The organism is Stenotrophomonas sp. YAU14A_MKIMI4_1, assembly GCF_003086855.1.
Classification (GTDB): Bacteria; Pseudomonadota; Gammaproteobacteria; order Xanthomonadales; family Xanthomonadaceae; genus Stenotrophomonas.
Window position 1 is genome coordinate 1780277 of the sequence record NZ_CP025998.1, and the last position, 13002, is coordinate 1793278.

Here is a 13002-nt window from a genome sequence, read left to right on the forward strand (position 1 = left end):
TGGCATGGATACCCACGCCCCCCGTTTCGACAACCGCCTGTTGACCGCCCTGCCGGGCGACCCCGAATCCGGCCCACGCCGCCGCGAGGTGCGCGAGGCGGCCTGGTCGTCGGTGCTGCCGACCCCTGTCGCGGCGCCGAGCGTGCTGGCCTGGTCGCCGCAGGTTGCCGCGCTGCTCGGCTTTGACGCCGCCGATGTGCAGGGCGCCGACTTCGCCCAGGTCTTCGGTGGCAACGCGCTGTACGACGGCATGCAGCCGTGGGCGGCCAACTACGGTGGCCACCAGTTCGGCCATTGGGCCGGGCAGCTGGGCGACGGGCGCGCGATATCGCTGGGTGAGCTGGTGGCCGCCGACGGGCGCCACTGGGAGCTGCAGTTGAAGGGCGCCGGGCCCACGCCCTATTCGCGCGGCGCCGATGGTCGCGCCGTGCTGCGCTCGTCCATCCGCGAATTCCTGTGCAGCGAAGCCATGCATCACCTGGGCGTGCCGACCACGCGTGCGCTGTCGCTGGTCGGCACCGGCGAGGACGTGGTGCGCGACATGTTCTACGACGGCCACCCGCGCGCCGAGCCCGGCGCGATCGTCTGCCGCGTGGCGCCGTCGTTCATGCGCTTCGGCACGTTTGAACTACCTGCCTCGCGCGGCGAGACCACGCTGCTGAAACAACTGGCCGACGTCTGCATCGCCCGCGATTTCCCTGAACTGCAGGGGGAGGGGGAGGCGCTGTACGGCGACTGGTTCGCGCAGATTGCCGTGCGCACCGCCGAGCTGATGGCGCACTGGATGCGCGTCGGCTTCGTGCATGGGGTGATGAACACCGACAACCTGTCCGTGCTCGGCCTGACCATCGATTACGGCCCGTACGGCTGGGTGGAGGATTACGACCCGGACTGGACGCCCAACACCACCGACGCGCAGGGGCGCCGCTACCGCTTCGGCACCCAGCCGCAGGTGGCGTACTGGAATCTCAACCGGCTGGCGCAGGCGCTGTCGCCGTTGTTCGCCGATGTGCAGCCGCTGCAGGCGGGGCTTGCGGCGTTCCAGTCCACCTTCGTGGCCTGCACGCGGCGCGATGCGGCGGCCAAACTGGGGCTGGCGGCGGCTGACGATGAGGATCTGCAGCTGTACCTGCGCTGGCAGCAGTTGCTGCAGGAAGGCGGCATGGACATGACCCTGGCGTGGCGTGCGTTGATGGGCGTGGATGTGGCCGCGCCGGACGTGGCCGCGCTGGGCGATGTGTATTACGACCAGGCACGCCGACAGGCAGTGCAGGCGCCGTTGCAGCAGTGGCTGCAGGACTACGCGGCGCGGTTGCGTGTGGACCCGCTGTCGGCCGAAGCGCGGCAGGCGAAGATGGCGGCGGCCAATCCGCTGTATGTGCTGCGCAACTGGCTGGCGCAGGAGGCCATCGATCGCGCCGAGCAGGGCGACCTGGGGGGCGTGCATGCGCTGCAGGAGGTCCTGCGCGATCCGTACACGCAGCGGCCGGGGCTGGAACATTACGCCGGCAAGCGGCCGGCCTGGGCCGAGCACCGCGCCGGCTGCTCGATGCTGTCCTGCAGTTCGTAGGGGAGTTCTCTTGCAGGGCTTGCAGCCCTGCACCTGCGCAATGCAACAGCAACGGCAAAAGCGTGCATTCCGTGGGATGGCGGGGCGGTGTCGGATTGCGGGGACGCCGCAAGTACCCCTCCGGGGCCCGGCCCAGCCGCTGGCGGCTGTGCGTTCGGGCGCTTGCGAAGCAGTACTTCGCAAACAAAGCGCCCTCACCCTTGTAGGCTTGGCAGCCGCATCCATGCGGCTGACACCCCGCAATCCGACACCGCCCCGCCTTCGACAGTTTCCCGCGATCTGCTGGAACGGCATTCTGCTCTGGTGGGTGTCGACCTTGGTCGACACGGATGAATTCGTTCGATATCTGAAAGATGTGTCGACCAAGGTCGACACCTACCAACAGCCGGCGCCGACCCCGGAATTGCTTCGGCATGCGTCAGTAGATCCACGCCATGCGTGGATGATTCATTCGATATCTGCAAGATGTGTCGACCAAGGTCGACACCTACCAACAGCCGCGCGGGACAATTGGCGCAGATACCAACCGCCCCGCCATCCCACGGATACCCAGCTTTTGACGTTGCCGTTGCATTGAGCGGGTGCAGGGCTGCAAGCCCTGCAAAGACCCCCCCCTACAACCAACGTATTACCTATTCAGTGCGATATTCGCACGCGCAGTCGATTACCGCACTTGAATGGTGCAGTGCGATAAACCTAATTTCACTTCCGCAGTTTCATAGCAGTCCAAGCGATCCACCCCTGGCGGGGCGAGGGCAGCATCGGTCACGGTGCTGAAGCCAGGTGCAGGGGAAGACCGTTGGATCTCTTTCACCTGTGCGGAGTGATCGCATGTGCCGTCGTCTGTCTGTCGTTTCCCTGTCCCTGCTTGCCCTGCTGCCGTCGCTGGCGCTGGCCTACCAGGCCGAACCCCCGCGTGAAGCGCTGCAGGTGCTGCGTGTCGATCGCTACGCCGACGACAGCAACGCCGGCTCGCTGCGCTGGGCCATCAACACCGCCAATGCGACGCCGGGCCGCTACCGCATTGAAATCGATGCGGTGGGCGCGGCGCCGTACGTGATCAAGCCGGCCTCGCCGCTGCCGGAAATCAAGGGCCCGGTGCAGATCGTCGGCACGCCGTGGGCACGCGACGGCCAGTTCGTGGCCATCGATGGTTCGGCCTACGTGACCGGCACCGGCACCGATGCCTGCCCGGGTGCCGAGCCGGGCCAGTCCGGCACCAATGTGCGCACCACCACGCTGCCTGGCCTGGTGTTGCGCGATACCCAGGGCGTCGAACTGACCGGTCTGGAGATCCGCAACTTCTGCATCGGCGTGCTGATCAACCGCGCCAGCCACAGCGAAATCCATGACAACCGCATCGTCGCCAACAAGGGCGGTGCCGGCATCATGCTCACCGGCGACGATGGCAAGGGCCAGTCCACCGCCACCACCACGGTGCACAACCGCATCGTGCGCAACGTGTTCCTGGACAACGGCGATGGCCTGGAACTGACCCGCGGCGCGGCCTGGAACCTGGTGGCAGACAATCTGTTCCAGTCCACAAAGGCCAACCCGGAACCCTCGCAGGGCATCGAGATCCTGTGGGGCAATGACAACAGCGTGGTGCACAACCGCTTCGTCGATTACTCCGATGGCCTGCAGATCAACTGGGGCAACCGCAACTACATCGCGGCCAACACCTTCACCGGCAACTCGATCGGGCTCAGCATCACCGGCAGCGGCAACGTGGTCGATGGCAACACCATCACCGGCAACGGCATCGGCATTGGCGTGCGCCCGCAGCCGGTCAGTGCACCCAACCGCTTCACCGCCAACCGCATCTTCGGCAACGGTCTGCCGATCGAGCGTTGCGAAGCCGGCGGCGCCTGCGTGAAGGGCCAACCGCGCGGCGCCATCGTGTTCGGTGTGCCGGGGCTGGAACATGCCAGTTTCGTCGGCTCGCGCGGGCGCGGCGTCGACACCGATCCGGCCAAACGTGCGCGCATCTGCACCGCCGCCGGCCAGGCCGATTGCCAGCCGCTGGCCAACCTGGGCCAGGCGGCGCCGCAACTGGTGGCCGTGCAGGGCAAGGGCGCACAGCGCGCCGTGACCGGCAGCTTCCACGGCCAGCCGGACAGCCACTACCAGGTGGAAGTGTTCGGCAACCGTGCGGCCAACGGCAGCGAAGCCGAGCGCGTGCTGGGCACCGTGCAGGCGCGTACCGACAGCCAGGGCAACGGCACCTTCACCTTCCCCTTGGGCAATGGCGCCGATGCTGCGGATCTGGGCGGTGTGACCGCCACGGTCACCTCGCCGCAGGGCGCCACGTCCCCCCTGAGCGCGCCGCTGTCGCTGCGCTGATCACCTTTCCGAGACCCTGACCATGATTCCTGCAAAGCCTGTTTCCCTGACCGTGCTGGCTGCGATGGCCCTGCTGCCGGCCGTCGCCAGCGCGCAATCCAGCAACCGCTACGCGGGCAAGACGCTCACCGGCGACTGGGGCGGTACCCGCACCGATCTGTACGAGCGCGGCATTGCCTTCCGCGGCGACTACGTGGGCGAGGCCATGGGCGTGGTGGATGGTGGCTACGGTGAAACCGGCGCCCGCTATGCGCAGCAGGTGCGCGTGGGCATGGACCTGGACATGGGCAAGCTGGCCGGCTGGGACGGCGGTGCCTTCCACTTCACGCTCAATGACCGGCGTGGCCGCAGTACCTCGGCCGATCTGGTCGGCAACCGCTTCCCGATCCAGGAAGCCTACGGCGGCCAGTACACCCGGCTGACCGAACTGAGCTACGACCAGACCTTCAACGGTGGCCAGTCGTACTACAAGCTGGGCTACTACGCGATGGGCAACCAGTTCGGCCTGCACAGCCTGCTGACCCATTTCGTCAACGCGGCGTTCTGCGCGCACCCGCTGGCGATGTCCGGCAACAGCGGCTGGTACAACTACCCGGTGGCGCGCTGGGGCGGTGAAGTGGCGCAGCAGGTCAGCCCGGCGCTGAACGTGCGCACCGGCTGGTTCCAGGTGAACCCGAACCTGGGTGGCAACATCGAACGCAATGCGTTCCGCCCGTTCGCCTCGGGCACCACCGGTTCGCTGTTCCCGGTGGAAGTGACCTGGACCCCGGCCAAGGGCAGCCGCTACGCCGGCGTCTACAAGTTCGGCGGCTACTACGACACCTCGCGCGTGGACCAGCGCGGCCTGGATACCTCGCCCACCACCGGCCGCCACGGCGCCTACGTGCTGGCCGAGCAGCGCCTGACCCAGGAGTCGGCCGACCCCAGCCGCGGCCTTACGGCCTTCGCACAGTACATGGTGTCCGACGCCGATACCGCGCAGATCAAGCGCTGGTATGCAGTGGGTGGCGTGTACCAGGGCATCGGTTCGCGGGCGCAGGACAGCATCGCGCTGGGCTACGTGGGCGCCGACATCAACGACCGCCTGGTGGATGCGCGCCGTGCCTCGCTGGCCGCCGGTGGCGTGCCGGTGGATTCGCCGCTGTACAACCTCAGCCAGGCCGAGGAGCTGTTCGAACTGTCCTACAGCTTCCAGGTCAACCCGTGGCTGATGATCCGCCCCGACGTGCAGTACATCGTCAATCCCGGCACGTTCAATTACAGCGGTACCGACAACGCCTGGGCCGTGGGTGTCCAGGCCAAGGTGACCTTCTGATGGCCGCGCGCCCCTTCCACGCCCTGGTGACTGCCATGCGTCTTCCGTTTGCTTCCCTTGTCCTCGCCGGTGCGCTGTGCACCTCCCCCGTACTGGCCCTGGCCGCGCCGCCGCCGGCGGTGCTGCAGGTGGGCTCGCTGCGCATCGGCGAGGGCAGCCCGCGCACCATCGTGCCGATCACCGGTGCCAGTGCCGAACTCGCCCTGCAGCAGGCCGTGGCCATCGCCGCCAGCACGCACACCGATCTGGCCGAATGGCGCATCGATTACCTGGATATCGCCACCGATGGCAGCAAGCTGGTGGCGCTGGGCAAGCGCATCCAGGCCACGCTGGGCGGCAAGCCGATGATCGTCACCTTCCGTACCAAGGCCGAAGGCGGTGCGAAGGCGATCAGTGACCGCGACTACGGCGCGCTGTACGCCACGCTGCTGCGTGGTGGCTTTGCCCAGCTGATCGATGTGGAAATGTTCCGCGACCCGAACGTGGTGCAGGCGCTGGTGGCACAGGCGCACAAGGCGGGGGTGAAGGTGGTGATGTCCAACCACGATTTCCAGGCCACGCCGCCGCGCGAGGAGATCGTCGCGCGCCTGCTGAAGCAGCAGGCGATGGGCGCGGACGTGCTGAAGATCGCGGTGATGCCGCGCGACGCCGGCGATGTGCTGGCCCTGCTCGATGCCACCTGGCAGGTGCGCCAGCGCAGTGACAAGCCGCTGCTGACCATGTCGATGGGCGGCACCGGCGTGGTCTCGCGACTGGCCGGGGAAACCTTCGGCCAGGCCCTGACCTTCGGCATGATCGGCACGCCGTCGGCGCCGGGCCAGGTTGAAGTCGAACAACTGCAGGACGTCCTGCAGGTCATCCACGCTTCCAGCCAGGCCGGTCGCTGAGACCACCACGCCGGATGTTCCGCCGCTTCACGCTGTTGCAGGAAACCGCACCATGAGCCACGCCCCCGCCGCTGCACCGCCGCTCGTCCTGGAACGGATGAGTCCCTTCCAGTGGACCGCCATCGCCATCTGCGTGCTGCTGAACATGCTCGATGGCTTCGACGTGATGGTCATGGCCTTCACCGCGCCGCACGTGTCGGCGGACTGGGAACTGTCGGGCAAGGTGCTGGGGCTGATGCTCAGTGCCGGCCTGGTCGGCATGGCGCTGGGCTCGTTCCTGCTGGCGCCGCTGGCTGACCGCTGGGGCCGGCGGCCGATGATCGTGTGCTGCCTGCTGATCCTGACCACGGGCATGGCGCTGTCGGCGCTGGCCGGCAACGCCTGGCAGCTGGGCGCGCTGCGCGTGTTCACCGGCATCGGCATTGGCGGCATGCTGGCCGGTGTGGGGGTGATCACCGCCGAATATGCCAACGCCAAGTGGCGCAGCACCGCCGTGGCCCTGCAGGCAACCGGCTATCCCATCGGCGCCACTGCCGGTGGGGTGCTGGCGGCGTGGATGCTGCAGCACTGGTCCTGGCACAGCGTGTTCCTGATCGGTGCTGCAGCCTCGTTGCTGTGCATTCCGCTGGTGCTCAAGTGCCTGCCCGAATCGCTGGATTTCCTGGTGGCACGGCGCCCGGCCGATGCGCTGCCGCGCTTGAACGCGCTGCTGTCGCGCATGCAGATGCCGGCGCTGCAGGCGCTGCCGCCGGCACCGGTGCGCGAGGGCCAGCCGCAAGGCTACGCCGCGCTGTTCGTGGGTGATCTGCGCCGTGTCGCGCTGCTGATCGCGCTGGCGTTCTTCCTGCACATGTTCGCGTTCTACTTCGTGCTGAGCTGGACCCCGAAGCTGCTGGTTTCTGCAGGTGTTTCGGCGCAGCAGGGCATCACCGGCGGCGTGCTGCTGAACCTGGGCGGCATCGTCGGCGGCAGTCTGTTCGGCTGGCTGGCCTCGCGCTGGTCGCTGTCCCGCCTGACCGCCGGCGCGCTGCTGCTGGCGATGGTGGCGATGCTGGGCTTCGCTGCGTTCAACACGCAGTTGAACGTGGCCTTCCCGCTGGCATTCGTGATTGGTGCCGCGCTGTTTGCTGCCATGGCAGGGCTGTACGCCGCCGCACCGGTGGTGTTCGCCGCACAGGTGCGCACCACCGGCCTGGGTTGGGCGATCGGCATCGGCCGGGTCGGCGCCATCCTGTCGCCGCTCACCGTGGGCGTGCTGGTGGATGGCCATTGGCCGCCGTCCGCGCTGTATGTGCTGTGCGCGCTGCCGCTGCTGCTGGCCGCCTGGGCATGCCTGGGGCTGCGCGTGGGCGTGGGCCAGAACCGGCGTTGAACCGCCTTCCGGAGTCATGCAGGCAATGTGCGATTATCGGATTGAATGGCCGAATATCGGATTGACCGGGCAGGGGGCTGTGCGCACCATGTCCGCGTCATGTTTTCCCGTCGCAGTGGCCGTGCGCCGCGCTGGTCGGTACCAGCGAAGGGCAGGGCAAGGAGCAATGCAGTGATCGACAAGACCGTGGCCAGCGCCGAAGCAGCGGTGGCCGATATCCACGATGGGGCTACCGTGATGATCGGTGGCTTCGGCACCGCCGGCATGCCCGACGAGCTGATCGATGCGCTGATCGCGCAGGGCGCGCGCGAGCTGACCATCATCAACAACAATGCGGGCAACGGCGATACCGGCCTGGCCGCGCTGATCAAGCACAAGCGCGTGCGCCGCATCGTCTGTTCGTTCCCGCGCCAGTCCGATTCGCAGCATTTCGATGCGGCTTACCGCGCCGGTGAAATCGAGCTGGAACTGGTGCCGCAGGGCAACCTGGCCGCACGCATCCACGCGGCCGGTTCCGGCCTGGGTGCCATCTTCACTCCCACCGGTTACGGCACCGAACTTGCCCAGGGCAAGGAAACGCGCGAGATCGATGGCCGCCACTACGTGCTGGAATACCCGCTGCATGCCGACTTCGCGCTGATCAAGGCCGACCGCGGCGATCGCTGGGGCAACCTGGTCTACCGCAAGACTGCGCGCAACTTCGGCCCGCTGATGGCGATGGCCGCACGCTGCGCCATCGTGCAGGTACGCGAGGTGGTGGCGCTGGGCGAACTGGACCCGGAAGCCGTGGTCACCCCCGGCATCTTCGTGCAGCGCGTGGTGCCGGTGGCCGCAGCAGGAGTACATGCATGAACAAGCTCAGCCGCGAACAGATGGCCGCGCGCGTGGCCCGCGACATTCCCGAAGGTGCCTACGTGAACCTGGGCATCGGCCTGCCGACCACGGTGGCCAACTTCCTGCCGGCCGACAAGGAAATCTTCCTGCAGTCGGAAAACGGCCTGCTGGGCATGGGCCCGGCGCCGGCGCCCGGCCACGAAGACCCGGACCTGATCAATGCCGGCAAGCAGCCGGTCACCCTGCTCACCGGGGGGTGCTATTTCCACCATGCCGACTCGTTCGCGATGATGCGTGGCGGCCACCTGGACATCTGCGTGCTGGGCGCCTTCCAGGTGTCGGTACACGGTGACCTGGCCAACTGGAGCACCGGTGCGGCCGACGCCATTCCTGCCGTGGGCGGCGCCATGGACCTGGCCATCGGCGCCAAGCAGGTCTTCGTGATGATGGACCTGTTCACCAAGAAGGGTGAAAGCAAGCTGGTGGCCGACTGCAGCTACCCGCTTACCGGCCTGCGCTGCGTATCGCGCGTGTATACCGATGTGGCGGTGTTCGATCTCGGCCCCGACGGCGCCACCGTGCTGGAAATGGTGGAAGGCATGGACATCGCACAACTGCGTGAACTGACCGGCCTGCCGCTGGCACTGGCCGAAGGAGCCTGAGATGAGCCTGCACGAGACCTACATCGTCGATGGCATCCGTACCCCGATCGGCCGCTACGGCGGCGCGCTGTCCGGCGTTCGCGCCGATGACCTGGGCGCGATTCCGCTGAAGGCCCTGCTGGCGCGTCACCCGCAGCTGGACCCGGCGTTGGTCGAGGATGTCTACCTGGGCTGCGCCAACCAGGCCGGCGAAGACAACCGCAACGTGGCGCGCATGAGCCTGCTGCTGGCCGGCCTGCCGGTAAGCGTGCCGGGCAGCACGATCAACCGCCTGTGTGGTTCGGGGCTGGATGCGATCGGTACCGTGGCGCGTGGCATCGCTGCGGGCGAGCTGGGTCTGGCCATCGCCGGCGGCGTCGAATCGATGTCGCGCGCACCGTTCGTGATGGGCAAGGCGGCCTCGCCGTTCGCCCGCGACCAGCAGATCGAAGACACCACCATGGGCTGGCGCTTCATCAACCCGCGCCTGCGCGAACTGCATGGCGTGGAAACGATGGGCCAGACCGCCGAGAACGTGGCCGAGCGCTACGGCATCAGCCGCGACGACCAGGATGCGTTCGCCCTGCGCAGCCAGCAGCGCACCGCCGCGGCGCAGGCGCGTGGCTTCTTCGAGGGCGAGATCGTGGCGGTCGATGTGCTGGGCCGCAAGCGCGGCGAGACCGTGACCGTCGACCGCGATGAACACCCGCGTGGCGATACCACCGCCGAAGGACTGGCCAAACTGAAGCCGCTGTTCCGCCAGCCGGGCACGGTGACCGCCGGCAATGCGTCGGGCATCAACGATGGCGCGGCGGCACTGCTGCTGGCCTCGGGTGCACAGGTCAAGGCGCTGGGGCTGACCCCGCGCGCGCGCATCCTCGGCTTCGCCAGCGCGGGCGTGGAGCCGGCCATCATGGGCATGGGCCCGGTGCCGGCCAGCCAGAAGCTGATGGCACGGCTGGGCCTGTCAATCACCGATTTCGATGCCATCGAACTGAACGAAGCCTTCGCCTCGCAGGGCCTGGCCTGCATGCGCCAGCTGGGCCTGGCCGACGATGCCGCACACGTGAACCCCAACGGCGGCGCCATTGCGCTGGGCCATCCGCTGGGCATGAGCGGCGCGCGCCTGGCGCTGACCCTGCTGCGCCAGCTGGAAGCCAGCGGCGGCCGCCGTGGCCTGGCCACCATGTGCATCGGCGTGGGGCAGGGCGTGGCCCTGGCCATCGAGCGCGTGTGACCCCCTCGCATTCCATAATCTGCCCGTAACCAGCATGACAGCCGCGGCCCTCGGGCCGCTCGCCAACAGGAGTACGCCATGAGCGATCCCAACGACCTGCGCGGCTACCGCAAGCCGTATCCCGGCAGCCAGCCGCCGCGCATCCACCTGCCGTATGCCAGTACCGCCAAGCGCGGCCCGGGCACCGATCCGATTGCCATTCCGGTCACCCTTTCCGAAGTGACGGGGCCGAGCATCAACCGCATCACCCTGGGCGCGCATGCCGCCGATCTCACTGCTGGCTTCCCCGGCCAGCCGCTGGGTGAGCGCATCATCGTCAGTGGCCGCGTGCTGGACGAGAACGGGCGGCCGGTGCGCAATTCGGTGGTCGAGGTGTGGCAGTGCAACGCCGCCGGGCGCTACCTGCACAAGGGCGACCAGCACGACGCACCGCTGGATCCGAACTTCAAGGGCACCGGCCAGGTGTTGACCGACAGCGAAGGCCGCTACCGCTTCACCACCATCAAGCCGGGCGCGTACCCGTGGCGCAACCACTACAACGCCTGGCGGCCGGCGCATATCCATTTCTCGCTGCATGGCGAAGGCATCGGCCAGCGCCTGGTCACGCAGATGTATTTCCCCAACGACCCGCTGCTGGCGTTCGATCCGATCTACAACTGCGTGGATGACGCCAAGGCCCGCGAGCGCATGGTGTCCTCGTTCGACTGGGAAACCACCGCGAATGAATTCGCGCTGGGCTATCGTTTCGACATCGTATTGCGCGGTCGCAAGATGACCGTGTGGGAGTAAGACCATGAGCTTCCAATCCACTCCGTGGCAGACCGTCGGCCCGTACTACCGTTTGGGCCTGGAACCGCTGTACCGCGTCGACATCGCACCGGCGCAGGCGCAGGGCGAGCGTGTGCAGGTGCAGGGCCAGGTGTTCGATGGCGACGGTGTGCCGGTGTCCGATGCCGTGCTGGAAATCTGGCAGGCCGACGCGCAGGGCATCTACGCGCACGCCGAAGACCCGCGCTGCGACGATCACGATCCCAGCTTCGATGGCTGGGGCCGGGTGCCGACCGACGACCAGGGCCGCTTTGCCTTCACCACCGTCAAGCCCGGCCGCGTACCGGGGCTGCGCGGTGAAGCACAGGCGCCGCATCTGGTGGTGCTGGTGTTCATGCGCGGCCTGCTGCAGGCCACCCGCGCGCGCATCTACTTCAGTGACGAAGCCAGCAATGGCGACGATGCCATCCTGGCGCTGGTGCCGGCCGAGCGCCGCCACACCCTGGTCGCGCAGGCGCAGGGCCAGGGCGTGTACCACTGGGACGTGCGCATGCAGGGCCCTGACGAAACCGTGTTCTTTGCTTACTGAATGCCCGGGCTGTCGCTTGCCCACGCCGGTCACCGCCGGCGCGGGTAAGCTGGGGCAACCCCGGAAGGATCTTCCTTGATGAACCAGACTCCTTCGCTGCTTGGCGGCCTGTTCGGCGAGCCTGCCGTGGACGCGGCGTTCACCGATGTGGCGCGGCTGCAGGCCATGCTGGACGTGGAAGCGGCGCTGGCCCGCGCACAGGCGCGCTGCGCGGTGATTCCGCAGGCGGCGGTGGCCCCCATCGAGGCGGCCTGCAATGCAGCCCATTACGATGTGAGCGCGCTGTCAGCCGCCACCGCGCTGTCCGGCAACCCGGCCATCCCGCTGGTGAAGGCACTGACCGCGCAGGTCAAGGCCAACGACGCCGAGGCAGCGCGCTGGGTGCACTGGGGCGCGACCAGCCAGGACATCATCGACACCGGTGCGGTGCTGCAGTTGCGCGCCGCGCGCGAGCACGTGCTGTCGCGCCTGCAGACGCTGTGCACGGCGCTTGCGCAGCTGGCCGACGCCGAGCGCGGTACCGGCCTGCCGGGCCGCACCTTGTTGCAGCAGGCGGTTCCGGTCACCTTCGGGCTGAAGGCCGCCGGCTGGCTCGATGCCCTGCAGCGCAGCCAGCGTCGTCTGCTGGCCCTGGGCGAAGACACCCTGGTGCTGCAGTTCGGTGGTGCCGCCGGCACACTGGCATCGCTGCAGCACCGTGGCCTGGACGTTGCCCAGGCGCTGGGCGAGGAACTGCAGTTGCCGGTGCCGGCACTGCCCTGGCACACCGCACGCGATCGCGTGGCCGAGCTGGGCAGCGCGTTCGCATTGCTGACCGGCAGCCTGGGCAAGATCGCCACCGACATCGTGCTGCTGATGCAGTCTGAAGTGGCCGAAGCCTTCGAGCCGGCAGGCGAGGGCAAGGGCGGATCGTCGGCCATGCCGCACAAGCGCAACCCGGTGGGCTGCGTGGCGGCCATTGCTGCTGCCACCCGTGTGCCGGGCCTGCTGTCCACGCTGTACAGCGCCATGCCGCAACCGCACGAACGTGCGGCCGGGCAGTGGCATGCCGAATGGGAAACCGTGCCGGAGATCGTGCGCCTGTGTGCCGGCAGCCTGGCCCAGGTCGCCGTGGTGGTGCAGGGCCTGCAACTGGATCGCGCGCGCATGCTGCAGCACCTGGACAGCCATGGCGGCCTGCTCTATGCCGAAGCCGTGGCGGTCACCCTGGGTGAGCGCATCGGCAAGGCCGCCGCGCACGCGCTGGTGGAACAGGCCGCGCAGCGCGCACTGGGCCAATCGCAGCACCTGCGTGCGGTACTGGCGCAGATGCCCGAGGTCACCGCGCAGCTTTCTGCTGAACAACTCGATGCCTTGTTCGCCGCCGACAGTTGGCGCGGCATGGCCGATACCTGGATCGACCGCGTGCTTGCACGCGCCTGATCCCCACGCATTCCGCTGGAGCCA

General features: G+C 68.0%; 11 protein-coding genes. All 11 read left to right on the forward strand.

From position 1 onward, the window contains the following. Window positions 1–4 precede the first annotated feature (4 nt). The 11 genes from C1931_RS08255 to C1931_RS08305 all read left to right on the forward strand — a co-directional run bounded on the left by C1931_RS08255 (window position 5) and on the right by C1931_RS08305 (window position 12978). The gene (locus C1931_RS08255) at window positions 5–1570 is read left to right on the forward strand and encodes a YdiU family protein (protein WP_108755969.1); all 1566 of its coding nucleotides are present in this window, start codon (window positions 5–7) and stop codon (window positions 1568–1570) included. Between the two features lie 831 nt (window positions 1571–2401). Then, window positions 2402–3913, forward strand: a complete 1512-nt coding sequence (locus tag C1931_RS08260) for a right-handed parallel beta-helix repeat-containing protein (RefSeq protein WP_108755970.1) — start codon at window positions 2402–2404, stop codon at window positions 3911–3913. 22 nt (window positions 3914–3935) lie between these two features. Continuing rightward, window positions 3936–5228 (forward strand): carbohydrate porin, encoded by a 1293-nt coding sequence (locus C1931_RS08265; RefSeq protein ID WP_108752845.1) that lies wholly within the window; start codon window positions 3936–3938, stop codon window positions 5226–5228. Next, window positions 5228–6115 carry a type I 3-dehydroquinate dehydratase gene (gene aroD, locus C1931_RS08270; protein ID WP_234412884.1) on the forward strand — a complete coding sequence of 296 codons (888 nt, stop codon included), beginning with the start codon at window positions 5228–5230 and terminating at the stop codon, window positions 6113–6115. The genes C1931_RS08265 and aroD overlap by 1 nt, the downstream gene beginning before the upstream one ends. A gap of 52 nt (window positions 6116–6167) precedes the next feature. Further along, the gene (locus C1931_RS08275; protein ID WP_199912417.1) at window positions 6168–7487 is read left to right on the forward strand and encodes an MFS transporter; all 1320 of its coding nucleotides are present in this window, start codon (window positions 6168–6170) and stop codon (window positions 7485–7487) included. A gap of 171 nt (window positions 7488–7658) precedes the next feature. Next, on the forward strand, window positions 7659–8339 hold the full coding sequence (locus tag C1931_RS08280; RefSeq protein WP_108755972.1) for a 3-oxoacid CoA-transferase subunit A: 681 nt from the start codon (window positions 7659–7661) through the stop codon (window positions 8337–8339). Beyond that, window positions 8336–8983, forward strand: coding sequence for a 3-oxoacid CoA-transferase subunit B (locus C1931_RS08285; RefSeq protein ID WP_108752849.1), 648 nt, complete (start codon window positions 8336–8338; stop codon window positions 8981–8983). Before C1931_RS08280 ends, C1931_RS08285 begins: the two co-directional genes overlap by 4 nt. Window positions 8984–8990: 7 nt before the next feature. Continuing rightward, window positions 8991–10199 (forward strand): 3-oxoadipyl-CoA thiolase, encoded by a 1209-nt coding sequence (pcaF, locus tag C1931_RS08290; protein ID WP_108757698.1) that lies wholly within the window; start codon window positions 8991–8993, stop codon window positions 10197–10199. Window positions 10200–10277: 78 nt separating this feature from the next. Further along, window positions 10278–10988: a protocatechuate 3,4-dioxygenase subunit beta gene (gene pcaH / locus C1931_RS08295; RefSeq protein WP_108755973.1), complete on the forward strand. Its 711-nt coding sequence runs from the start codon at window positions 10278–10280 to the stop codon at window positions 10986–10988. A 4-nt stretch (window positions 10989–10992) separates the two neighbouring features. After that, entirely contained in the window at window positions 10993–11556 is a 564-nt protein-coding gene (gene pcaG / locus C1931_RS08300; RefSeq protein WP_108755974.1) for a protocatechuate 3,4-dioxygenase subunit alpha, read from the forward strand. A gap of 78 nt (window positions 11557–11634) precedes the next feature. Further along, window positions 11635–12978, forward strand: coding sequence for a 3-carboxy-cis,cis-muconate cycloisomerase (locus C1931_RS08305; RefSeq protein ID WP_108755975.1), 1344 nt, complete (start codon window positions 11635–11637; stop codon window positions 12976–12978). Window positions 12979–13002 lie beyond the last annotated feature (24 nt).

Bases quoted from the DNA above. Each gene is read 5' to 3' on its own strand.
- C1931_RS08285 (WP_108752849.1), top strand. From the start codon at position 8,336: ATGAACAAGCTCAGCCGCGAACAGATGGCCGCGCGCGTGGCCCGCGAC.
- C1931_RS08275 (WP_199912417.1), top strand. From the start codon at position 6,168: ATGAGCCACGCCCCCGCCGCTGCACCGCCGCTCGTCCTGGAACGGATG.
- C1931_RS08265 (WP_108752845.1), top strand. From the start codon at position 3,936: ATGATTCCTGCAAAGCCTGTTTCCCTGACCGTGCTGGCTGCGATGGCC.
- pcaH (WP_108755973.1), top strand. From the start codon at position 10,278: ATGAGCGATCCCAACGACCTGCGCGGCTACCGCAAGCCGTATCCCGGC.
- C1931_RS08260 (WP_108755970.1), top strand. From the start codon at position 2,402: ATGTGCCGTCGTCTGTCTGTCGTTTCCCTGTCCCTGCTTGCCCTGCTG.
- C1931_RS08255 (WP_108755969.1), top strand. From the start codon at position 5: ATGGATACCCACGCCCCCCGTTTCGACAACCGCCTGTTGACCGCCCTG.
- aroD (WP_234412884.1), top strand. From the start codon at position 5,228: ATGGCCGCGCGCCCCTTCCACGCCCTGGTGACTGCCATGCGTCTTCCG.
- pcaG (WP_108755974.1), top strand. From the start codon at position 10,993: ATGAGCTTCCAATCCACTCCGTGGCAGACCGTCGGCCCGTACTACCGT.
- C1931_RS08305 (WP_108755975.1), top strand. From the start codon at position 11,635: ATGAACCAGACTCCTTCGCTGCTTGGCGGCCTGTTCGGCGAGCCTGCC.